Source organism: Nocardiopsis sp. NPDC055551 (assembly GCF_053619415.1).
This window is the reverse complement of sequence record NZ_JBSHJJ010000005.1, coordinates 352,429-373,313: the sequence shown is the minus strand read 5'-3', so window position 1 is coordinate 373,313 and position 20,885 is coordinate 352,429. Positions and strand designations below refer to the sequence as shown.

Sequence of the window (20,885 nt, the reverse complement as noted above, 5' to 3'; positions counted from 1 at the left end):
GCCGACGCCGCTCAGAACTGCGGGTCCTCGGTGTAGGTACCGAACTCCTCGCCCATGGTCGCGCAGATCTCGCCGAGGGTCGCCTCGGACCGGGCCGCGTCCATGATGAGCGGGATGAGGTTGCCCTCGTCGGCCCGCACACCCTCCAGGAGTCGGGCCAGGGCACGGTCGACGACGGCCTGGTCGCGCGCGCCCTTGCGGTCGGTGAGGACGCGCTTTTGCTCGTGCTCCACCTCGTGGCTGATCTTGAGGATGTCGAGTTCCCCGGAGACCGTGTTGGTGTGGCAGTTGACGCCGACGATGCGCTTGTCGCCCTTCTCCAGGGCCTGCTGGTACTGGTAGGCGGACTCGGCGATCTCGGCGCCGAAGTAACCGTTGTCGATCCCGGCGAGGATGCCGGAGGTCATCGGGCCGATGGCGTGTTCGACGTCGTCACCGCCGCCCATGTGGCGGATGTGCGCGAAGATGCGCTCGGCCTCGGCCTCGATCTCGTCGGTGAGGGCCTCCACGTACCAGGAGCCGCCGAGCGGGTCGGCGACGTTGACCACGCCGGTCTCCTCCATGAGGACCTGTTGGGTGCGCAGGGCGATCTCGGCGGACTGTTCGGTGGGCAGGGCCAGCGTCTCGTCGAGCGCGTTGGTGTGCAGCGAGTTGGTTCCGCCCAGGACCGCCGAAAGGGCCTCCACGGCGGTGCGCACCACGTTGTTGTAGGGCTGCTGCGCGGTGAGGGACACCCCGGCGGTCTGGGTGTGGAACCGCAACCACTGGGCCTTCTCGCTCTTGGCGCCGTAGACGTCGCGGATCCAGCGGGCCCAGATGCGGCGGGCGGCGCGGAACTTGGCGATCTCCTCGAAGAAGTCGATGTGGGCGTCGAAGAAGAACGACAGGCCGGGGGCGAACCGATCGATGTCCAGCCCGCGGGAGAGACCGAGTTCGACGTAGCCGAAGCCGTCCGCGAGCGTGTAGGCGAGCTCTTGGGCGGCCGTGGCGCCGGCCTCACGGATGTGGTAGCCCGAGACCGACAGCGGTTTGAAGGCGGGGATGTGCTCCGCGCAGTACTCCATCAGGTCGCCGATGAGGCGCAGGTGGGGTTCGGGCGGGTACAGCCACTCCTTCTGGGCGATGTACTCCTTGAAGATGTCGGTCTGCAGCGTGCCGTTGAGGGTGCCGATGTCGACTCCCTGGCGTTCGGCCGCCACCAGGTACATGCAGAACGCCGGAATGGCGGGGCCGCTGATGGTCATGGACGTGGTGGTCTCGCCGAGGGGGATGCCGTCGAAGAGCAGGTCCATGTCGGCGACCGAGTCGATGGCCACACCGCAGTGACCGACCTCGCCCAGCGCCTGCGGGGAGTCGGAGTCGTAGCCCATGAGCGTGGGCATGTCAAAGGCCACGGACAGTCCACCGCCGCCGGAGGCGAGGATCATCTTGTAGCGCTCGTTGGTCTGGGTGGCGTTGCCGAAGCCGGCGAACTGGCGGATGGTCCAGGCGCGGCCGCGGTAGCCGGTGGGATAGAGCCCTCGGGTGTAGGGGTACTCCCCGGGCCAGCCGACGCGTTCGAAACCGGGGACCTCGGCACCGGGTCGCGGGCCGTAGACGGGTTCGAGCGGCTTCCCGGACAGGGAGGTGAAGTCGGCGTCGCGTTTGCGGGCGGTGTCGTACCTGCGCTGCCAGCGCTCGCGCCCGGCCTCGATGTCCCGGGCCTCGCCGCCGTTGGTGAGGTCTCCTGTGCTGTTCGCCATACCCAAATAGTAGGACGTCCAACTAAGTATGTACAGAAGAGCGAGCGACGGCGCGAACGGCGTTCGGCCGCTCAGGCGCCTCGCGCTTCCTCCGCCACCGGGGCGGGGAAGTCACCGAAGTCGACACGGAGCCGCACGAACATCTCGTGCATACGCCACAGCTCCTCCTCGGAGTAGCAGCCCACACCGAAGTCCATGCCCAGGAGTGCCCGGGTGGCCCCCTCGGTGACCTCGCGGCCCGTCTCGGTGATCTCCGCCAGCACCCCTCGACCATCGCTGGGGTTGGGCCTGCGCAGCACGAAGCCCTGTCCCTCCAAGCGGTCGATGGTGTTGGTGACACTGGTCGGGTGCACCATGAGGCGCTCGCCGATCTTGCCCAGGGGCAGCGATCCGGAGGCGCTGAAGGTGAGCAGGACCAGCGCCTCGTAGCGCGCGAAGGTCAGGCCGAACGGCTTGAGGGTGCCGTCCAGCTCACCGATGAGGATCTGTTGCGCGCGCATGAGCGAGGTGACCGCCGCCATCGCGGGCGAGGCGCCCCATCTCTGGCTCCAGTTGTCGTGCGCGCGTTCGATCGGGTCGAACGGAAGGTTCAAAGGGTTTCCCACGCCGTCACTCTAGGCGGTGCGCTCGGCACCGGGTCCCGCCGCGAAGCGGGTACGGATCCGACCGTCCTCGAAAATCCCACCGGCGACCTGCGACTTCGCGGATCGTCCCAAGAAACCCGTCGCGCGGGCGTTGACGCCGCCCGGAATTATTAGTTAAGTTTCCTAAAAATTAATCCCCCCACGTCAGTACGGCCCCGCCCCCACACTCGGCCGCTGACAAGCCCCCCAGGAGACCCCGACGTGAGCGCACGACGACTCAGGAACACACTCGCGGTTCCCGCCGCGGCGGTTCTCGCGGTACCGCTCGCACTGGCCTCGTCCCCCGCGGCCGCGCAGGAGGCCGACGCCTCCGACCTCACCGTGACCTACGTGGAGTCGGCCCGCTGGAACACCGGCTACACCGGCGAGATCACCGTCCACAACGCCTCCGACACCGACCTCGTCGACTGGACCCTCGAATTCGACCTCCCCGAGGGCAGCGCGGTCCACGAACTGTGGAACGCCTCCCTCACGGGTTCCTCGGGGGAGGGCTACACCGTCACTCCCCCGCACTGGGGCGCGGTCGTCCCCGCCGGCGGCACCTACGGCTTCGCGTTCAACGGCGTCCACTCCGATGGCGCCACCCACCTGTCGGACTGCACGATCAACGGCGCGAACTGCGCGGGCACCCCCTCCCCCGGCCCCGGGCACGACGCGATGAACGTCGCCTACTTCACCCAGTGGGGCCCGCGGGAACGCGACTACCACGTCCGTGACCTGGTGGAATCGGGCAGCGCCGACAAGCTGACCCACATCAACTACGCGTTCGGCAACGTGAGCACCGACGGCGAGTGCTTCATGACCGACGAGCCCGAGGAGGGCGACGCCCTCGCCGACTACGGCCGGGTGGTCCCCGCCTCGGAGAGCGTCGACGGTGCCGCGGACGGTCCCGGCCAGCCCCTGCGCGGCAACTTCAACCAGCTGCGCAAGCTCAAGGAGCTGTATCCGGAGCTGGCCGTCGACATCTCCCTGGGCGGCTGGAACTGGTCCAAGAACTTCTCCGACGCGGTGTCGACCCCCGAGTCCCGTGAGCGTCTGGTGAGCTCCTGCGTGGACCTGTACCTGCGCGGGAACCTCCCCGAGATCGACGGCACCGGTGGCGAGGGCGTCGCCTACGGGATCTTCGACGGCATCGACCTGGACTGGGAGTGGCCCGGATCCGACGGCCACCCCGACAACGTGGTGCGACCCGAGGACCGGGAGAACTTCACCGCCCTGGTCCGCGAGTTCCGCGAACAGCTCGACGAGTTGGGCGAGGAGACCGGCCGGCACTTCGAACTGAGTTCGTTCATGCCCGCGGGCGCCTGGCGACTGGACACCGGCTACGAGCTGGACGAGGTCATGACCGACTTCGACTTCGTCACCGTGCAGGGCTACGACTACCACGGCACCTGGGAGACGGTCACCAATCACCAGTCCAACCTGGCGCCCGACCCGAACGACCCCGGTGACGTGATCTCCGCCGAGACCAACCTCCAGGCGTACCTGGAGCGCGGGGTCGACCCCGCCAAGATCGTTCTGGGCGTGCCGTTCTACGGCCAGGGGTGGACGGGCGTGGAGCCCGGGCCGAACGACGACGGGCTGTTCCAGTCCGCTGAAGGGCCCGCCCCCGGCACCTACGCGGACGGCACCGAGGACTGGAAGGCCCTCAAGGATCTGAGCGGCTTCGAGGTACACCGCGACGACGATCTCGGTACCGCGTGGCTCTACGACGGCGAGACCTTCTGGACCTACGACGACGAGGTCGCCATGACGCAGAAGACCGACTGGGCCCTGGACAACGACCTGGGCGGCGTCATGATCTGGTCCATCGACGGCGACGACGCCGACGGAAGCCTCATCACCGCGATCGACGCGGCGTTGGGCGGATAGGCGAGAAGACTCCCGTTCGGCCGGGAGCCGAACGGGTCGTGACGGCGTCGGTGCTCTGATCCGGGGAGCACCGCCGCCCGGCCGGGGTGGACCGACGTGCGACGGTCCGCCCCGGCCCCTTCACGGGAACCTCTCCGGACGGAAAACTCGCCGGGTGGGCGATGAGTTCGGCGGGGAACAACGGTCCATACGGGTGAGGTCGTCCGCGGCGACGACCCTGACCGAAGGGACCCGGAGATGACCGGCACGCACACACTGAAGACCCCGGACGGAGTCCTCTACCACGAGGTCCAAGGCGAGGGGCCCCTCTTGGTCCTGACCGGGGCGCCCATGGGGGCCGACATGTTCGGGCCGTTGGCGGAGGCGCTCGCCACCACCCACACCGTGCTCACCCACGATCCGAGGGGCATCGGTCGTAGCGTGCTCGACGACCCCGACCAGGATTCCACCCCCGAGGCGCGCGCGGACGACCTCGTCGCGCTCTTGGACCATCTGGGTGTCGCCGAGGCCGACTTCCTCGGTTCCAGCGGCGGCGCCGTGACCACCCTGGCGCTGGCCGAGCGCCACCCCGACCGCGCCCGCGTCATCGTGGCACACGAGCCCCCGCTGCTCGGACTGCTGCCGGAGGCGGAGGAACAGTTCGCGATCACCGAGGAGATCATCGCGACCTACCATCGGGACGGCGCGGGGGCGGCGTGGCGCCGGTTCATGGCCAACGCGGGCTTCCCCACGTCCGAGGAGGACGCGGCGGGGCCCGACGCGAACCCCGCCGGGGAAGAGGACGATCCGAACGACCGCCGGTTCTACGTCCACGAACTCCGGGGCACCGTCCACCACCGGGTCGACCCCGCGCGGATCACCGCCGGGTCCGCACGGGTGGTCCCCGCGTTGGGGGCGGCCTCGGGTGGTCTGATCACCGACCGGACCACCCGGGCCTTGGCGGAATTGCTCGGCACCGTCCCCGTGGTGTTCCCAGGGGACCACGGGGGGTTCGTGGAGGACCCGAACGGGTTCGCCGGTGTCCTGCGCGAGGTCCTCGCCCCGGTCACGGAAGCGGGTCGGCGCCCAACTCCTTGAGCAGCAGGTCGGCGGCGGTGTAGGGGTCGCGATCTCCCACGGCCACCTCATGGGCCAGGGTGTCCAGGCCGCCGTCGGCCCCCACCCCGCCCAGGCGTGCGCGCAGCAACTCCAGCACGATGGCCTCGACCTCGCCCCGCGCGCGGGCACGGCGTCGTTCGGCCAGCTCACCGGAGGACTCCAGGTGGGCGAAGTGCTGTTCGACGCGCTCCCACAGCTCACCCACGCCCTCGTCCTGGGAGGCCACCGTCATGACGATCGGCGGCTTCCACTCGTGGTCGGTGCGGTCCTTCATCGCGATCATCTGACGCAGTTCGCGCAGGGTCGACCTGGCGCCGTCCCGGTCGGCCTTGTTGATCGCGAACACGTCGCCGACCTCTAGCACCCCGGCCTTGGCGGCCTGGACCGCGTCGCCCATCCCTGGGGCGCTCAACACCACGGTGGTGTCCGCCTGGCTCGCGATGTCGACCTCCGACTGGCCCACTCCCACGGTCTCCACGAGGATGACGTCGAACCCGGCCGCGTCCAGCACCCGCAGCGCGTGCGGCGTCGCCCACGACAGCCCGCCCAGATGGCCCCGGTTGGCCATGGAACGGATGTACACCTCGGGGTCGGCGGAGTGCTCCTGCATCCGCACCCGGTCACCCAACAGAGCTCCGCCGGTGAAGGGCGAGGAGGGGTCCACCGCCAGGACCGCGACCGACCTGCCCTGGGCCCTCGCGGCGCGCACCACGGCGTTGGTGGTGGTGGACTTGCCCACCCCCGGCGACCCGGTGAAGCCGACCACATGGGCCCGACCGGTGTGGGGCGCCAACCCCGCCATGATGGGACGCAGTCCCTCGGCGCCGTTCTCCACCAGGGTGATCGCGCGGGCCAGGGCCCTGCGGTCACCACCGCGGACCCGTTCGACCAGCTGGGGGGCGTTCATGTGACTCCTCGGGAAGTACCGCGCGGGGCGGAGGCTCATGGCCTTCCGCCCCGCGGTGGACAGGTGCGCCGTGCGACCGTTCGGGGGTGGCCCTGGCCGCACAGATTCGTTCGGACGTCGTTCGGGAGTTACTCGGCGGGCACCGAGAACAGCAGGGCGTCGCCCTGGCCACCGCCGCCGCACAGGGCCGCGGCACCCAGGCCACCGCCGCGCCGGCGCAGCTCGTGCACCAGGTGCAGGGCGATACGGGCACCGGAGGCGCCGATCGGGTGACCGATCGCGATGGCGCCGCCGTTGACGTTGACGATGTCCTCGGAGACGCCGAGGTCCTCGGTGGACTTCAGGCCCACCGCGGCGAACGCCTCGTTGATCTCGATGAGGTCCAGGTCCTCCACCTTCTTGCCCGCCTTGCCCAGGGCGTGCTTGATGGCGTTGGAGGGCTGGGAGTGCAGGGAGTTGTCGGGGCCGGCCACGTTTCCGTGCGCACCGATCTCGGCGAGGATCGGGGCGCCGAGCTCCTCGGCCTTGGCCCGGCTCATCACGACCACCACGGCGGCGCCGTCGGAGATCTGCGAGGAGGAACCGGCGGTGATGGTGCCCTCGCGGTCGAAGGCCGGACGCAACCTGCCCAGGCTCTCGGCCGTGGTGTCCGCGCGAACGCCCTCGTCATGCGAGAAGACGACCGGGTCGCCCTTTCGCTGCGGGATCTCGACGGGGACGATCTCCTCGTCGAACAGGCCCTTCTCGGCCGCGGCGGCGGCGCGTTGGTGCGAGCGGGCGGCGAAGGCGTCCTGCTCGGGGCGCTCGATGCCGAGCTTGCCGTTGTGGCGCTCGGTGGAGGCGCCCATGGAGTCGCCCTCGAAGGAGTCGGTGAGGCCGTCGTGCGCGGTGGCGTCCAGGACCTCGATGGAGCCGTACTTGTAGCCCTTACGGGACTTGGGCAGCAGGTGCGGGGCGTTGGTCATGGACTCCATGCCGCCGGCGACCACGACGTCGAACTCGCCCGCGCCGATGAGCTGGTCGGCGAGGGCGATCGCGTCCAGACCCGACAGGCAGACCTTGTTGATGGTCACCGAGGGGACGTCCATGGGGATGCCGCCCTTGACGGCGGCCTGACGGGACGGGATCTGGCCGGCGCCGGCCTGCAACACCTGTCCCATGACCACGTATCCGACCTGTTCACCGCTGATGCCGGCGCGCTCCAGGGCGGCCTTGATCGCGAAGCCGCCCAGGTCTGCGGCGGAGAACCCGGCGAGGGAGCCGAGGAGTCTGCCGGTGGGGGTCCGTGCCCCACCGACGATGACGGAACCGGGCATCTTAACTGGCCTCCAAGTGATGGGTGACGCACCTGGTCTGCAACGATACCCACACGGATCACATCGACGTTCGAGAGGTTCACCCGTGAGCGACGCACCCGTTCCCACCGGCCCGTTCTCCGGGCTGACCCGTCTGGACCACGTGGGTATCGCCTGCAAGGACCTGGACGCCTCCATTGATTTCTACCGGCGCACGTACGGCTTCGAGGTCGAGCACGAGGAGGTGAACGAGGAGCAGGGTGTACGCGAGGCGATGCTGCGGGTCAACGGCACCGACGACGGCGGCGCCACCTACCTCCAACTGCTGGAGCCGACCCGCGACGACTCCCCCGTCGCCAAGTTCCTGGAGCGCAACGGCGAGGGCGTGCACCACCTCGCGTTCGGCACCGCCGACGTGGCCGCGAGCGCGGCGGGGATCGGTGAGCGCGGGGTACGGGTCCTGGACGCCGAACCGCGCGCCGGCACCGCCGGTTCACGGATCGTTTTCCTTCACCCGAAGGACTGCGGTGGCGTTCTGACCGAATTGGTGCAAGGCTCGCACTGAGGGAACGCCCCATGATCGACCGGGCCGACGAAGTCACGGTGACGTCCCGAACGCATCACGTATTGACTTCCGCGAGAGCGGCCGACCTTGGACCCCACCGGAAGTTACACCAAACCCCCTTCCCCGGTGTTGCACGCTTGATAAAGTCGGCTAGCTGCCGGATGTACTTTTCTTCCGGCGTTGGTCCATGTCTTGCAGTCCGGTCGTGAACCGGGGCGGCCATAACCACCAACGACACCGACCGGATCGGCCCTCGTATCCGGGCGGAGTCGACCATCGCACCCATCCGCCCACACCCTCGGCGCACGTACCTCGGACTCACACCGTCCCGGGGGCACCGCAGTTCCCTCCTGCCGTCCCCGGCAGTACGCAAGTACAAGTAGCCGTCTCGCACCCGTTCAGGATTCCGCCACATGTCGTCAAACAACATCGACACCCAGCTCAACAACATCTTCGACGAAGACAACGCTCCGCCCGAGTTCGACGTGGTGTTGCGTGGCTTTGACCGCAACCAGGTGCAGGACTACCTCGACGGGCTCCGCCAAGAGGTCAAGGAGGCCAACGGCGCGGCCGAGAAGTACAAGGCCGAGCTGAACTCCAAGCAGCGCCAGCTCCAGGAGCGCGAGCGTCCCACCTACTCCGGTCTGGGCTCGCGCATCGAGGAGCTGCTCCGTCTGGCCGAGGAACAGGCCAACGAGCTCGTCCAGGGCGCCCAGATCGACGCCAACGACATTCGTTCGGCCGCCAAGATCGAGGCCGCGGAGATGCGCGCCGCCGCGGAGTCCGAGGCCACCGAGGTCCGCACGCTCGCCCAGCGCGAGGCCGACGAACAGCGCCAGTCCGCCGAGTCCGAGGCGGAGGAGATCAGCACCACGGCCCGCCGTGAGGCCGACGAGCTGGCCTCCACCACCGAGCGCGAGGTCCAGAAGAAGCGCTCCGCCGTCGACCACGAGATCGCCGAGAAGCGCGCCACCTTCGAGGGCGAGATCGCCAAGCTGCGCACCACCACCGAGCGTGAGTGCGCCCAGGCCCGCGCCGCGGCCAAGCGCGAGCGCGACGAGACGATCCAGTCCGCCAAGAGCCAGGCCGAGGAGCTGCGCAAGAACGCCGAGCGCGCCTACGCCGAGTCCGAGGCCCGCCGTACCGAGACCGAGGACCAGTTCGAGCTGCAGCTGGCCGACCGTCGTGCCGAGGCCGAGCGTCAGGACGCCGAGCGTCTGGCCGCCGCCCAGGCCGCCACCCAGCAGATGGTCAGCGAGGCCGAGGAGCGCGCCCGTAGCGCCGAGGAGCGCGCCACCAAGGCCAGCCAGCAGGCCGAGCACACCCGCCGCGAGGCCGAGAACCACGCCAAGACGCTGGTCGGCAACGCCAAGAAGAACGCCGGCCAGATCGACGCCGACGCCAAGGCCAAGGCCGAGCACCAGGTCTCCGACTCCAAGGCGGAGGCCAACCGCATCATGGCCATCGCCAAGAAGGAGGTCGAGGAGCTCAACCGCCAGCGCGACAGCATCCAGTCGCACCTGCAGCAGCTGCGTCAGCTGCTCGGTGGCGGTGGCGCCGCTCCGGCGCCGGCCGCTCCGGCCGCCGCCGCGCCCGCGGCCATCCAGCAGGAGCCCGCTCCGGCGGCTCCGGCCGAGGAGGCCAAGCAGCCGGCTCACTCCGGTAAGGGCGCCGACGACGAGGACTGGTGGCAGGAGTAGTCACGACCTTCGTGGCCGTGACCGTCTGACACGGTGAAGGGCCCGGGTCCCCCGCGGGGGTTCCGGGCCCTTCGTCATGTGTGGAGGCGCGAGGCTACACGGTGTCCTTCTCCCAGGGGCCATCCCACTCGGTGGGCAGCGGAGACGCCTCGGGGTTGACCCGTTGGACGATCTCGTCGAGGACTCGGCGCACATAGGGTTCACCGACCCACAGGTGCTTGGCTCCGTCCACCCCGATGATCTCCGCCCGGGTTAGCGGGGCGAAGCGTTCACGTGCCTCGTCGGGCTTGAGGTAGTCGTCGTGTTCGGGGACCAGCGCCACCACCGGCTTACCGGACTCGGCCCACACCGCCATGTCCGACTCGTCGGCCCGGTGCAGGGGTGGGGACAGCAGGATGGCGCCCTTCACCTGGGGGTCGCAGCCCCACTTGAGCGCGAGTTCGGTACCGAAGGACCAGCCCAGGAGCCAGGGTCGGGGGAGTTCCTCGAACTCGGTGAACTCGATCGCGGCGAGCACGTCGTGCTTCTCGGTCTCTCCCTCGCCGAACTCGCCCTGGCTGGTGCCGTGCCGGGAGGTGGTGCCCCGGGTGTTGAACCGAAGGACCGCGATGTTGGCCAACGCCGGCAGCCGGAAGGACGCCTTGCGCAGCACGTGGCTGTCCATCATGCCCTCGGCGGTGGGCAGCGGGTGCAGGCACACGATGGTGGCGGCCGGCTTCCCACCCTCGGGCATCGCCAGTTCCCCGACCAGTTCGAGGCCGTCGGCGGTGTGCAGGGTGATGGGGCGCCGATCGGCGGGCAGCACCGTGGTGGCTCGGATCTCCATGGCTCCTTCTTCGGTGGGGTCCGGAATCAGTATCGGGGGGCCCTGGGTGAGCGGTGGGAGCGCCGTTCCCAACAGGAGGAGTGCCAGTGACGCCGATCGCCGCCGTCGCCGTAGGGGCGCCAGGCGACCACGTGCGGCATACCGGTGGGGATCTCCTGGGCGCAACCGGGACAACGGTAGACCTTGGTGGCGGCCGATCCGGGTATGCGACGGGTGACGTACTCACCGTCCGGTCCGGTCTCGCGGCGTTGCCCCCCGGAGATACGCAGCATGAGGGCGTCCTCGTCGGGGGGACCGGCCGCCGACTTGCGGCCGGACTTACGGCGGGGGCTGTTTCGGCGCGGGCTCACCGTTCAAGGGTAGAAGAGAGACGACAGTGGCCGCCATCACACCCTGGGGTGCGATGACGGCCGAGGTGAGGCGGAGGCGCTGAGTGGACACCGCTCAGTGGCAGGCGCAGCCGCCGTGGCCCTCGGACTCCTCCACGTCGGGCAGGCGATCCATGAGCAGCGGGGCGGGCACCGCGATGGTGGTGAGGCTGTACTCGCCCATCGACACCAGGGTGGTGATGACAGACTCGGCGCCGCGGTCCTCCAGGAGTTCGGTCGGACCCTTCGGGTAGCCGCAGCCGAACCGCAGGGCGGTGTCGACGTCCTTGGCGGAGGCGTAACCGTCGCCGATCATGCGCATGGCGTCGTCGATCTGCGCCGCGATAAGCATCTCGCCGATGTCGAGGGTCTCCTCCTCGCGGACCATCTGGGCGAGACGACCGGTGCGCTGCGGCTCGGGGGCGTCGTCCTTGCCCTTGTAGAAGCCCTGTCCGGTCTTGCGGCCGAGGCGGCCGGCGGCGACCATGCGGCGCAGCAGCGGGGAGGCGGAGTAGCGCGGGTCGTGGAACTCATCCCACAGCACGTCCATGACGGCCAGGCACACGTCCAGGCCGACCAGGTCGGCGAGGGTGAGCGGGCCCATCGGCAGGCCGGCGGCCTTCTTGACGGACTCGTCGATCTCCTCACGGGTGGCGATCCGCCGCTCGTAGAGGCGGATGCCGTCGTTGATGTAGGGCACCAGCAGGGCGTTGGCCACGAAACCGCCGCGGTCGCCGACCGTGATCGGGGTCTTGCCGACGCGCTTGGCGACCTCGGTGACGACGTCGACGGTCTCGTCGGCGGTGGAGACGGTGGTGATGACCTCGGCCAGCTTCATGACCGGGGCCGGGTTGAAGAAGTGCAGACCGACGACCTTCTCGGGGCGGTCGGTCAGCGCGGCGATCTCGGTGACCGACAACGAGGACGTGTTGGTCGCCAGGATCGTGCCGGGAGCGCAGATCCGGTCGAGGTCGCCGAACACGTCGCGCTTGATGTCCATGCGCTCGGGGACGGCCTCGACGACGAAGTCCACGTCGGCCAGGTCCTCGCGGGACGCGCTGAACGTGAAGCGCGCGTCGATCTCGGAGCGTTCCTCCTCGGTGAGTTTGCCCTTTTCGACCGCGCGAGAGAGGGACTTGTCCACGTGACCTCGGCCGCGGTCGAGGGCGGCCTGGTCGATCTCGACCCCGACGACATTGAAGCCCGCACGGGCGAACACCTCAGCGATGCCCGCACCCATCGTGCCCAGTCCAACGACGCCGACCTTCTTGAATTCCTGCACCATGGGCCCCACTTTAGACGCCTCGAACCACGAGACCGCGCACCGGTACCCCTTCCGTCCTACTCGTTGGTAGTCGGCCCGGGGGACGATCGGCGACCGGCCGGAACGACCGCGATCGCCGCCGCGGCGAACACCGCGCCCACCGCGAACACCCACGGCAGCCCGGCCACCGTGATGACCACCGCCATGAGCAGTGGGGTCAGCGTGGTGCTGATCGCCTGCAACCAGTTCTGCACGGCGAGCGCCCGACCGGCCCACGCGGTTCCGGCGATCTCCGCCACGGAGGTGAAGGTCAGCCCGTTGTGCCACATGGTCAGGACCAGGCAGACCAGCACCAAGGGCACCGCGCTCCACGACCAGGCCGGTGGCAGGAACGTGAGCAGGAGCAGGACGAGGGCGCCGGACGCGGCGAGGGCTCGGACGGGTCGCATGCGTTCACCGGTGCGGTCGGAGACCGCGCCCAGGACCAGACGGCCGACCGCGCCCGGCACCTGCGCGGCGGCGACCACCACTCCGGCGGCGGGCGCGCCCCACCCTTGTTCCTGCACGAGGTAGAGGACGGCGTAGGTCATCAACGTGACCTGGGGAACGCCCAGGAGCATGCTCACTCCGTGCACGCGCCAGATCGTCCACTTCCGGTAGGGCGAACGAGACGGTCCGTCCGCGGCCTCCCGCTCGCCTTCCGGTGTGCTTCGCGATCGTTCGGTCCGGGGCGGTTCCGTGGGCATGGCCAGGACCAGGGGGACCGCCGCCAGGGCGAGCAACGCCGGCAGGGTCATGGCCCCCACGAATCCCCAGGCCTCGGCGGCGCCGGGCAGTACCAGCGCGGATATCCCGACCCCCACGGGCAACCCCGATTGTCGGATGCCCATCGCCAGTCCGCGTTCCCCGGCGGTGAACCAGGTGAGGACCAGACGGCCGCTGGCGGCGTTGACGGGACCGCCTACCGCGCCGAGGAGCAGGAAGACCGCCGCCACCGACCACAGACCGGGCGCGATCCACAACAGTCCGAGGGTGCCCGCGGTCAGGGTCAGGCTGAGCGCCATGGTGCCGCGCTCCCCCACTCGGTCGATGACCACGCCCCAGACCAGCAGGGTGAGCAGCAGCCCGAAGGACGGCAGTCCGGCCAGCACACCGGCCTGGGCGGTACTCACCCCGAAGTCCTCGCGCAGCCGCGGTAGGACCACCGGGATCCCGAAGATCGCCGAGACGCTCGCCACCTGCGCGACCATGCTGATGGACAGGACGACCCAACGATTGCGCACGAGCATCCGGACAGCCTAGGGGTGAGGAGGTCTTCGGTCTCGTCCCGGAACGCCTCGAACCGTCCTCAAGGGCCCACCGGAAGCGGTAACGTGACGTCCCGTGCGTCTTGTCATCGCGCGGTGCAGCGTCGACTATGCCGGCCGGCTCACCGCCCACCTGCCCATGGCTCCCCGCCTGATCCTCATCAAGGCGGACGGGAGCGTGTCCATCCACGCCGACGATCGGGCGTTCAAGCCGCTGAACTGGATGAACCCGCCGTGCAAACTGCGGGAGGAGACCGTCGAGGACGGCCCGGACGTGTGGACGGTCACGCACGACAAGTCCGGGGAGAAGCTCGTGCTGACGATGGAGGAGATCATGCACGACTCCTCCCACGAACTCGGCAAGGATCCCGGCCTGCAAAAGGACGGGGTCGAAGCGCACCTTCAGGAGCTGCTGGCCGAGCACATCACCACGCTCGGCGAGGGTTACACGCTCATCCGCCGCGAGTACCCCACCGCGATCGGTCCGGTGGACATCCTGTGCCGCGACGGGGAGAGCAAGACCGTGGCGGTGGAACTGAAACGACGCGGCGACATCGACGGCGTCGAACAGCTCACCCGCTACCTGGAGCTGCTCAACCGCGACCCGTCCCTGGCCCCGGTCACCGGTGTGTTCGCCGCCCAGGAGATCAAGCCCCAGGCCAAGGTCCTGGCCGAGGACCGCGGCATCTCGTGCGTGGTTCTGGACTACGACGAACTCCGCGGCATCGAGCCCGACACCCTCCGCCTGTTCTGATCCCCCGCCCCTGAGAGGGCACTTTCCAGACCCCGGGCCCGTGTCCTCCCATCGGAGGACACGGGCCCGTCCTCGTAGCGGATACCACCGCCTTCCGGCTCTCGGGAGGATCGGTGTATGAGCGATACGGTCATCGAGGTCACCGACCTCCGTAAGCGTTACGGCGACACCGAAGCCGTCGCCGGCGTCGACCTGGACATCGAGCGCGGTGAGATCTTCGCGCTGCTGGGCCCCAACGGCGCGGGCAAGTCCACCACCGTCGAGATCCTGGAGGGGTTCCGCGGACGTGACGGCGGGGAGGTCCGGGTACTGGGTGAGGACCCCGGCCTGGCGGGGCGCGCCTGGCGCTCCCGGGTCGGCGTCGTCTGGCAGAAGGAGACCCTCGTCCCGAAGCTGCCGGTGCGCGACGTCGTGCGGCACTTCGCCGCCTACTACCCCCTGGCCGACGACCCCGACGAGGTGATCGAGCGGGTGGGGTTGGCCCACAAGTCCCGCGAACTCGCCGAGTCCCTGTCCGGTGGGCAACTGCGCCGCCTGGACGTGGCCCTGGGCATCGTCGGCCGCCCCGAACTCCTCTTCCTGGACGAACCCACCACCGGCTTCGATCCCCGGGCCCGGCGGGAGTTCTGGGGACTGATCCGGGCCCTGGCCGCCGGCGGAACCACCATCGTGCTCACCACCCACTACCTGGAGGAGGCCGAGGCACTGGCCGACCGGGTGTGCGTGATGGCGCGTGGCCGGGTCCGGGCGATCGACACCCCCGCGGCCCTCGACGGGCGGGCCTCTCGCCAGGCCACCGTGCACTGGCGTGAGGAGGGCGAACGCCGGGAGGTCCGCACCGATGAGCCCACCCGGGTGGTCGCGGGACTGGCCGGCCGTTTCGTCGGTGAGATCCCGGAACTGAGCGTGCGCCGTCCCACCCTGGAGGAGGTCTACCTCGGCATGATCAAGGACGACCACGTGACAGAGGAGGTCTCGGGATGAGCGCCCGGACGACCGATCCGACCACCACGACCGCGACCGCCCTTCCCTCACCACCTTCCCGGGGACGCCCGCCCGGCGCGCTGCGCCTGGGTCTGTCCCGGGGATGGGTGGAGATCCGCACCTTCTCCCGCGAGTGGGAGGGGGTCCTGTTCACCTTCGCCCTGCCCACGGTCATCCTCACCCTGTTCGCGACCGTCATGGGCGGGTTCTTCGACATGGGGATGCCCGCCGTCGACTACTTCCTGCCCGGCCTCATCGCCATGGGCCTGATGTCGGTCAGCTTCCAGACCCTGGGCGTCTCGATCGCCACCGAACGGGAGTACGGCATGCTGCGGCGGTTGCGCGGCACCCCGATGCCGCCCAGCGCCTACTTCGTCGGCAAGACCATCCTGGTGCTGTTCCTCGCCCTGGGACAGGTGGTCCTTCTCCTGGGGGTGGCCCGCCTGTTCTTCGACGCCACACTGCCCACCACCGTGCAGGCGTGGGCGATCATGGCGTGGGTGTTCGTCCTGGGCACCATCGCCTGCTCGCTGCTCGGTATGGCGGTGAGCTCGCTGGCCCGCACCCCGCAGGCGGCGTCGGCCGTGGTGACCTTCCCCTTCCTCATCCTGCAGTTCGTCTCGGGCATCTTCGTGCCGGTGATGGCCCTGCCGGAATGGCTGCTGAACCTCGCGTCCCTCTTCCCGTTGCTGTGGATGGCCCAGGGCATGCGCGCCGCGTTCTTCCCCGAGGCCATGGCCGCGCTCGAACCTTCGGGGGCCTGGGACCTGCCCATGGTCGCCCTGGCACTGGGGATCTGGTGTGTGGTGGGCTTGGCCGTGACACTGACGACGTTTCGCTGGAAGACGCGCAAGGACGGGTGAACGTGATGACGGATCCGGGCGCGGAGGAGGCCGAGGGCACCGCCGACCCGGGGTCCGGCTCCCGGCGCCGCAAGACCCGCCCCTCGGTCGAGTGGCACGCGTGGGATCTGGGTCGCTGGTGGCATCTCACCTTCACCGTCGCGATGCTCGCCATGGTCGCGCTCGCGCTGATCAGCGGGCCGGAGCGGTGGCGATGGGCGACGGCGGCGCTGATGGCCACGGTCCCGGTGGTGTACTTCGTGTTCGCCCGCCCCGTGCTCAGCGTCGACAGCGACCTGCCCGGAAACCGGCGGTCCCTGGGTCTGATGCTGCTGTTCCTGCTTCCGGCCCTGCCCGCGGTCATCCTCAACCCCACGCTGTTGATCTCGCTGGTCGCGATCGCCCCGGCGTTGTTCATGACCGTGGGCAGCGCCTACGCCGTGCCCACCCTGGCGGTGCTGTTGCTGTGTCCCTCCCTGTTGGAGGGGCTGCTGGGCCGCAAGGACTGGGAGTTCGTCGGAATCACCTTGCTGGTCAACGGGGCGATCCTGGGGTACGCCCTGTGGTTCAGTGGCTGGATCGAACGCATCATCTTCCAGAGCGCCGAGCGTTTCATCCTCATCGAACAGCTGAGCCAAAGCCGCGAGGAGGCCGCCCGGCTGTCCGAGCAGGCGGGGGCGATGACCGAACGCGAACGGTTGGCCCGGGAGCTGCACGACACCCTCGCCCAGGGGTTCACCAGCATCATCACCCTCACCCAGGCGGTGGAGTCGGAGCTGGACACCGACCCCGCGACCGCCCGCCGGCACCTGGCCTTGATGCGCGAGACCGCCGCCGAGAACCTGGCCGAGGCACGCGCGATGGTCGCCGCCCGGCGGTCGGTCACGGTGGAGGGCGACGACCTGGACGGAGCGCTCACCCGGATCGGGGAACGCCTCGGCCGCGAACTGGGCATCGAGGTGACCGCGACGGTCATGGGCTCCCCCGAGGAGCTCTCCAACGACCTGCGGGTGTGTCTGCTGCGCACCGCCCAGGAGGCACTGGCCAACGTCCGCAAGCACGCCGAGGCCGACAGCGCCCGGGTCACGCTCACCTACACCGACGTCGGTGTCTCCTTGACGGTGGCCGACGACGGCGCCGGCTTCGACGTCTCCCTTCCCTGCGACGGCAACGGGTTGGCGAACATGCGTCACCGGGCCGGGTCGGTCGGCGGGATCCTGGACCTGGACAGTGCGCCCGGTCGGGGCACCACCGTCCGTCTCACCATTCCCCGCGACGAAGCGGAGGAGTGACCCGTGTCGCAGAGAGAAGGCCGCACCATGATCCGCGTCCTCCTGGTGGACGACCATCCCGTGGTCCGTGAGGGCATCCGCGGCATGCTCAGCGCCGAACCCGACCTGGAGATCGTGGGCGAGGCCGGTTCGGGCCCCGAGGCGGTGGTCCGGGCCGCCGCCCTGGAACCCGACGTGGTCCTGATGGACCTGCGCATGCCCGGCGGTGACGGGGCGCAGGCCACCGAACGGATCCGCGCCGACCACCCCGCCGTCCACGTGCTGGTGCTCACCACCTATGACACCGACACCGACATCCTGCGCGCGGTGGAGGCCGGCGCCACCGGCTACCTGCTCAAGGACACCCCGCGCGCGGAGTTGGCCGACTCGGTTCGTTCGGCGGCCCGAGGCGAGACGGTGCTCAGTGGGCGTCTGGCCGGAAAACTGTTCTCCCGCGTGCGGCGCGATCCCGAACCGGAGAAACCGGCGGCGCTGTCGCCTCGCGAGGTGGAGGTGCTCCGTCTGGCGGCGGACGGGCACACCAACGCGGCGATCGGTCGGGCCCTGCGCATCAGCGCCACCACGGTCAAAACCCACTTGATGCGCGCGTACGAGAAACTGGGGGTGGGCGACCGGACCGCGGCGGTCTCCCAGGCGCTACGTCGCGGGTTGCTCCCCGACAAGTGAGATCTCAGGGCCTTCTCAGGGGATTCCCCGGATGCCGCGTCCGCGGACCCTCGGAACAATAGAACTATGGTGGACACGATGAGCGAACTCACCCCCCACGAGGACCACAACGCACGGATGCGGGCGTCGGACGCCGACCGTGACGCCGTCGCACACCGTCTCCGGGATGCCCTGGCCGAGGGCCGCCTGGACCCCGACGAGCACGGGGAGCGTCTGGACGCGGTCTATCGCGCCAAGACCCTCGGCGAGCTCGTCCCCCTCACCCGAGACCTGCCGGACACCGGCGCCGCGCCCATGCCGGCCCCCACCGACTTCCGTTCACCCCGTCCCGTCTACGGCGCGGGCCGGATCGTGGACATGCCGCCCAGCAGCCGGACCTCCCTGGTACTGATGGGCGGCGCCGACCGTTCCGGGAACTGGGTCCTGCCGGGCACGTTCACCGCGGTGGCGGTGATGGGCGGTATCGAACTCGACCTGCGCGAGGCCAGGTTCACCCAGCGCGAGACGACCATCTGGATCGGCACGGCGATGGGCGGTATCGGGATCATCGTCCCCGACGATGTCCAGGTGCGCGTGCACGGCCTGCCGATCATGGGCGGCTTCGGGATCGAGGGGAACACCCCCAGCGTGGTGGACCCGGGCGCCCCGATCGTGCACATCCGCGGGATCGCGGTGATGGGCGGCGTGGGCGTCGAGTACCGGGCGCGCAAGCACCAGAACGAGAACGAGCGGTAGCCGACCGACCGCACCCCGCCCCCGTGGTCGAGACATTCCGGTCGATTTCGGCCGTCCATCCAACCACAGTGCCCACCCGTGTGTAAGGTCTGTGGCTGATTGTGGCAATGTGGCGCACCCACCCTTGCCGCCGCCCCCTGGCGGTGCGAGGCTTCAGCGGTACCCCGCCCACCCACGAGTCCATCCCCCATTCCACGGTTCGATGGACCCCCGCATACGGGAGGAAGCATCGTGCGTCCGAACCATCCCGGGCAGCCGCCCGCGGCCCCCTCAGCCCGACGGCGCAGAGCCACCACCGCGGGTGTGGCCGCCCTGTGCCTCACCGCGGGCACCCTGGCGAGCGGCCCGGCCCACGCCGACGAGCTGCCCCTGTCGGAGGCCGTGACCGCCGAGGCGATCCAGGCCCACCTGACCAACCTCGACACCATCGCCGAGTACAACGGCGGAAACCGGGCCAGCGCCACCCCCGGCTACGACGTCGCGGCCCTGTACATCGAGGACCAGCTCGAACGCGCCGGATACGAGCCCTACCGCCACGAGTACGACTACGAGTCCTGGCGGGAGAACACCCCCGCGGTGCTCGCCCGGACCGCCCCGGACGAGCGCGCCTACGAGCTCGACGAGGACTACGTCACCATGAGCTACTCCAGCGCCGGTGACGTGACGGCCCCCGCCGTCGCGGTCAACACCGACAGCGAGGAGAGCGGCTGCTCCCCCGACGACTTCGCCGACTTCCCCGAGGGCGCGATCGCCATCACCCTCCGCGGCACATGCCCGTTCGGTGACAAGGTGCAGAACTCCGCCGACGCCGGTGCCTCGGCCGCCGTGGTCGTCAACAACGAGGACGAGGTCTTCCTCGGCACCGTCGGCGAGACCTCCGGCATCCCGGCCATCGGTGTCTCCGGCCTGGTCGGCGCGGACCTGCTCGCCACCTCGGACCTGGAACTCCAGGTCACCGTGGACTCGGAGGTCACCCAGGAGAGCTCCTACAGCGTCCTGGCCGAGACCCCCGGCGGCAAGGACGACAACGTGGTGGTCGTCGGCGGCCACCTGGACAGCGTCGAAGAGGGCCCGGGCATCAACGACAACGGCAGCGGCGTCGCCTTCGTCCTGGAGACCGCCCTGCGCCTGGCCGAGAAGGAGGACCCGAACAACAAGGTCCGTTTCGCCTTCTGGGGCACCGAGGAGTCCGGCCTGGTCGGCTCCAACGAGTACGTGGCGGGCCTGTCCGAGCAGGAGGTCGAAGACATCGCCCTCTACCTGAACTTCGACATGATCGGCTCGCACAACTACGGCCGGTTCGTCCTGGACGGCCGCATGGACCTGCCCGAGTCCGGTGGCGCCCCCGCCGGCTCCGGTGCCATCGCCAAGGTCTTCGAGGACTACTTCGAGGACCAGGGCCAGGTCAGCGAGCCCGGCGTGCTGAGCGGGCGCAGCGACTACTCGGCCTTCATGCTGGCGGGGGTCCCCTCCGGTGGTCTGTTCTCCGGCGCCGACGGCATCAAGACCGAGGAGCAGGTCGAGTGGTACGGCGGTGACGAGGGCGAGATGTTCGACCCGTACTACCACACGCCGGACGACACGATGGAGAACGTCAACTGGGACTCGGTGGCCGAACTGTCGGCCGCGGGCGCGCACGGCGTGGAGTTCCTCGCCGAGAGCACGCTGCCGGTGAACGGTGTGCTGCCCTTCAGCGCCCCGGCCCCGGTGGACCTGCCGCGTCTGGGCGACGCCTGGGTGCGCTAGCGGTGTTCGGCTCCACCGACCGGCTCTGACAGGTGAAAGGGCGGGTGGCGTGAACCCCCCGGTTCCACGCCACCCGCCCTCAGCGGTGTCTCCCCCCGCGCCATCCGCCCGGACGGTCCCCCTCTGTCCCGTCCGGGGGCATCATGCGCGAACACCGCCGGAAACTACTGTCCGTAGCTCCCTGATTCCTCAAGGTATCAGCGAAACGCGCCATCATCACCCCCCGATATCGAACAGTTATCCTCAGTGAGGATTTCGTGCTCACGGGACCGGCGAGG

The 20,885-nt window shown here is 69.6% G+C and carries 19 protein-coding genes; 11 read left to right on the top strand and 8 right to left on the bottom strand.

What is annotated here, in order from left to right; all coding sequences use genetic code 11:
• Window positions 1-11: 11 nt before the first annotated feature.
• Together ACWGSK_RS12070 and ACWGSK_RS12065 are read right to left on the bottom strand one after the other, a co-directional pair.
• Entirely contained in the window at window positions 12-1,742 is a 1,731-nt protein-coding gene (locus tag ACWGSK_RS12070) for an acyl-CoA mutase large subunit family protein (protein WP_358512155.1), read from the bottom strand.
• Window positions 1,743-1,813: 71 nt separating this feature from the next.
• The gene (locus tag ACWGSK_RS12065; RefSeq protein ID WP_358512280.1) at window positions 1,814-2,335 is read right to left on the bottom strand and encodes a MarR family transcriptional regulator; all 522 of its coding nucleotides are present in this window, start codon (window positions 2,333-2,335) and stop codon (window positions 1,814-1,816) included.
• A 252-nt stretch (window positions 2,336-2,587) separates the two neighbouring features.
• Between ACWGSK_RS12065 and ACWGSK_RS12060 the strand changes: the two genes are divergently transcribed.
• A complete protein-coding gene (locus tag ACWGSK_RS12060; RefSeq protein WP_358512158.1) occupies window positions 2,588-4,258 on the top strand; it encodes a glycosyl hydrolase family 18 protein in 1,671 nt (556 codons plus the stop codon).
• Between the two features lie 237 nt (window positions 4,259-4,495).
• Complete coding sequence (locus tag ACWGSK_RS12055) at window positions 4,496-5,335, top strand: alpha/beta fold hydrolase (RefSeq protein ID WP_358512161.1); 840 nt, start codon at window positions 4,496-4,498, stop codon at window positions 5,333-5,335.
• Here ACWGSK_RS12055 and meaB read toward each other — a convergent pair.
• Complete coding sequence (gene meaB / locus ACWGSK_RS12050) at window positions 5,304-6,263, bottom strand: methylmalonyl Co-A mutase-associated GTPase MeaB (RefSeq protein WP_358512164.1); 960 nt, start codon at window positions 6,261-6,263, stop codon at window positions 5,304-5,306. The genes ACWGSK_RS12055 and meaB overlap by 32 nt on opposite strands.
• A gap of 128 nt (window positions 6,264-6,391) precedes the next feature.
• Window positions 6,392-7,579, bottom strand: a complete 1,188-nt coding sequence (locus ACWGSK_RS12045) for an acetyl-CoA C-acetyltransferase (RefSeq protein ID WP_358512167.1) — start codon at window positions 7,577-7,579, stop codon at window positions 6,392-6,394.
• Window positions 7,580-7,664: 85 nt separating this feature from the next.
• On the opposite strand from ACWGSK_RS12045, the gene mce reads away from it, so the two are divergent.
• Complete coding sequence (mce, locus tag ACWGSK_RS12040; RefSeq protein ID WP_358512170.1) at window positions 7,665-8,123, top strand: methylmalonyl-CoA epimerase; 459 nt, start codon at window positions 7,665-7,667, stop codon at window positions 8,121-8,123.
• A 413-nt stretch (window positions 8,124-8,536) separates the two neighbouring features.
• Window positions 8,537-9,823: a DivIVA domain-containing protein gene (locus ACWGSK_RS12035; protein ID WP_358512173.1), complete on the top strand. Its 1,287-nt coding sequence runs from the start codon at window positions 8,537-8,539 to the stop codon at window positions 9,821-9,823.
• A 94-nt stretch (window positions 9,824-9,917) separates the two neighbouring features.
• Here the strand turns inward: ACWGSK_RS12035 and ACWGSK_RS12030 are convergent, their stop codons facing one another.
• The 4 genes from ACWGSK_RS12030 to ACWGSK_RS12015 all read right to left on the bottom strand — a co-directional run bounded on the left by ACWGSK_RS12030 (window position 9,918) and on the right by ACWGSK_RS12015 (window position 13,570).
• Window positions 9,918-10,649: an alpha/beta hydrolase gene (locus tag ACWGSK_RS12030; RefSeq protein WP_358512176.1), complete on the bottom strand. Its 732-nt coding sequence runs from the start codon at window positions 10,647-10,649 to the stop codon at window positions 9,918-9,920.
• A gap of 26 nt (window positions 10,650-10,675) precedes the next feature.
• Window positions 10,676-10,999 (bottom strand): ATP/GTP-binding protein, encoded by a 324-nt coding sequence (locus ACWGSK_RS12025; protein ID WP_358512179.1) that lies wholly within the window; start codon window positions 10,997-10,999, stop codon window positions 10,676-10,678.
• Window positions 11,000-11,093: 94 nt separating this feature from the next.
• Window positions 11,094-12,302 (bottom strand): 3-hydroxyacyl-CoA dehydrogenase, encoded by a 1,209-nt coding sequence (locus ACWGSK_RS12020; protein ID WP_358512182.1) that lies wholly within the window; start codon window positions 12,300-12,302, stop codon window positions 11,094-11,096.
• A gap of 56 nt (window positions 12,303-12,358) precedes the next feature.
• Window positions 12,359-13,570, bottom strand: coding sequence for an MFS transporter (locus ACWGSK_RS12015; protein ID WP_358512184.1), 1,212 nt, complete (start codon window positions 13,568-13,570; stop codon window positions 12,359-12,361).
• A gap of 94 nt (window positions 13,571-13,664) precedes the next feature.
• Here ACWGSK_RS12015 and nucS point away from each other — a divergent pair, with 94 nt between their 5' ends.
• The 7 genes from nucS to ACWGSK_RS11980 all read left to right on the top strand — a co-directional run bounded on the left by nucS (window position 13,665) and on the right by ACWGSK_RS11980 (window position 20,607).
• Window positions 13,665-14,342, top strand: coding sequence for an endonuclease NucS (gene nucS / locus ACWGSK_RS12010; protein WP_358512187.1), 678 nt, complete (start codon window positions 13,665-13,667; stop codon window positions 14,340-14,342).
• 117 nt (window positions 14,343-14,459) lie between these two features.
• Window positions 14,460-15,326 (top strand): ABC transporter ATP-binding protein, encoded by an 867-nt coding sequence (locus ACWGSK_RS12005; RefSeq protein ID WP_358512190.1) that lies wholly within the window; start codon window positions 14,460-14,462, stop codon window positions 15,324-15,326.
• Complete coding sequence (locus ACWGSK_RS12000; RefSeq protein ID WP_358512193.1) at window positions 15,323-16,189, top strand: ABC transporter permease; 867 nt, start codon at window positions 15,323-15,325, stop codon at window positions 16,187-16,189. Before ACWGSK_RS12005 ends, ACWGSK_RS12000 begins: the two co-directional genes overlap by 4 nt.
• A 5-nt stretch (window positions 16,190-16,194) precedes the next feature.
• Entirely contained in the window at window positions 16,195-17,460 is a 1,266-nt protein-coding gene (locus ACWGSK_RS11995; RefSeq protein WP_358512283.1) for a sensor histidine kinase, read from the top strand.
• A 27-nt stretch (window positions 17,461-17,487) separates the two neighbouring features.
• A complete protein-coding gene (locus tag ACWGSK_RS11990; protein ID WP_358512285.1) occupies window positions 17,488-18,126 on the top strand; it encodes a response regulator transcription factor in 639 nt (212 codons plus the stop codon).
• A 66-nt stretch (window positions 18,127-18,192) separates the two neighbouring features.
• Window positions 18,193-18,861 (top strand): DUF1707 SHOCT-like domain-containing protein, encoded by a 669-nt coding sequence (locus ACWGSK_RS11985; protein WP_067604713.1) that lies wholly within the window; start codon window positions 18,193-18,195, stop codon window positions 18,859-18,861.
• Between the two features lie 231 nt (window positions 18,862-19,092).
• On the top strand, window positions 19,093-20,607 hold the full coding sequence (locus ACWGSK_RS11980) for a M20/M25/M40 family metallo-hydrolase (RefSeq protein ID WP_452455822.1): 1,515 nt from the start codon (window positions 19,093-19,095) through the stop codon (window positions 20,605-20,607).
• Window positions 20,608-20,885 lie beyond the last annotated feature (278 nt).

What these genes read in the sequence shown, in the direction of transcription:
- ACWGSK_RS12070 (WP_358512155.1), bottom strand. Translation starts at nt 1,742, where the DNA reads ATGGCGAACAGCACAGGAGACCTCACCAACGGCGGCGAGGCCCGGGAC.
- ACWGSK_RS12055 (WP_358512161.1), top strand. Translation starts at nt 4,496, where the DNA reads ATGACCGGCACGCACACACTGAAGACCCCGGACGGAGTCCTCTACCAC.
- meaB (WP_358512164.1), bottom strand. Translation starts at nt 6,263, where the DNA reads ATGAACGCCCCCCAGCTGGTCGAACGGGTCCGCGGTGGTGACCGCAGG.
- ACWGSK_RS12045 (WP_358512167.1), bottom strand. Translation starts at nt 7,579, where the DNA reads ATGCCCGGTTCCGTCATCGTCGGTGGGGCACGGACCCCCACCGGCAGA.
- ACWGSK_RS12035 (WP_358512173.1), top strand. Translation starts at nt 8,537, where the DNA reads ATGTCGTCAAACAACATCGACACCCAGCTCAACAACATCTTCGACGAA.
- ACWGSK_RS12030 (WP_358512176.1), bottom strand. Translation starts at nt 10,649, where the DNA reads ATGGAGATCCGAGCCACCACGGTGCTGCCCGCCGATCGGCGCCCCATC.
- ACWGSK_RS12020 (WP_358512182.1), bottom strand. Translation starts at nt 12,302, where the DNA reads ATGGTGCAGGAATTCAAGAAGGTCGGCGTCGTTGGACTGGGCACGATG.
- ACWGSK_RS12015 (WP_358512184.1), bottom strand. Translation starts at nt 13,570, where the DNA reads ATGCTCGTGCGCAATCGTTGGGTCGTCCTGTCCATCAGCATGGTCGCG.
- ACWGSK_RS12005 (WP_358512190.1), top strand. Translation starts at nt 14,460, where the DNA reads ATGAGCGATACGGTCATCGAGGTCACCGACCTCCGTAAGCGTTACGGC.
- ACWGSK_RS12000 (WP_358512193.1), top strand. Translation starts at nt 15,323, where the DNA reads ATGAGCGCCCGGACGACCGATCCGACCACCACGACCGCGACCGCCCTT.
- ACWGSK_RS11995 (WP_358512283.1), top strand. Translation starts at nt 16,195, where the DNA reads ATGACGGATCCGGGCGCGGAGGAGGCCGAGGGCACCGCCGACCCGGGG.
- ACWGSK_RS11990 (WP_358512285.1), top strand. Translation starts at nt 17,488, where the DNA reads ATGATCCGCGTCCTCCTGGTGGACGACCATCCCGTGGTCCGTGAGGGC.
- ACWGSK_RS11985 (WP_067604713.1), top strand. Translation starts at nt 18,193, where the DNA reads ATGGTGGACACGATGAGCGAACTCACCCCCCACGAGGACCACAACGCA.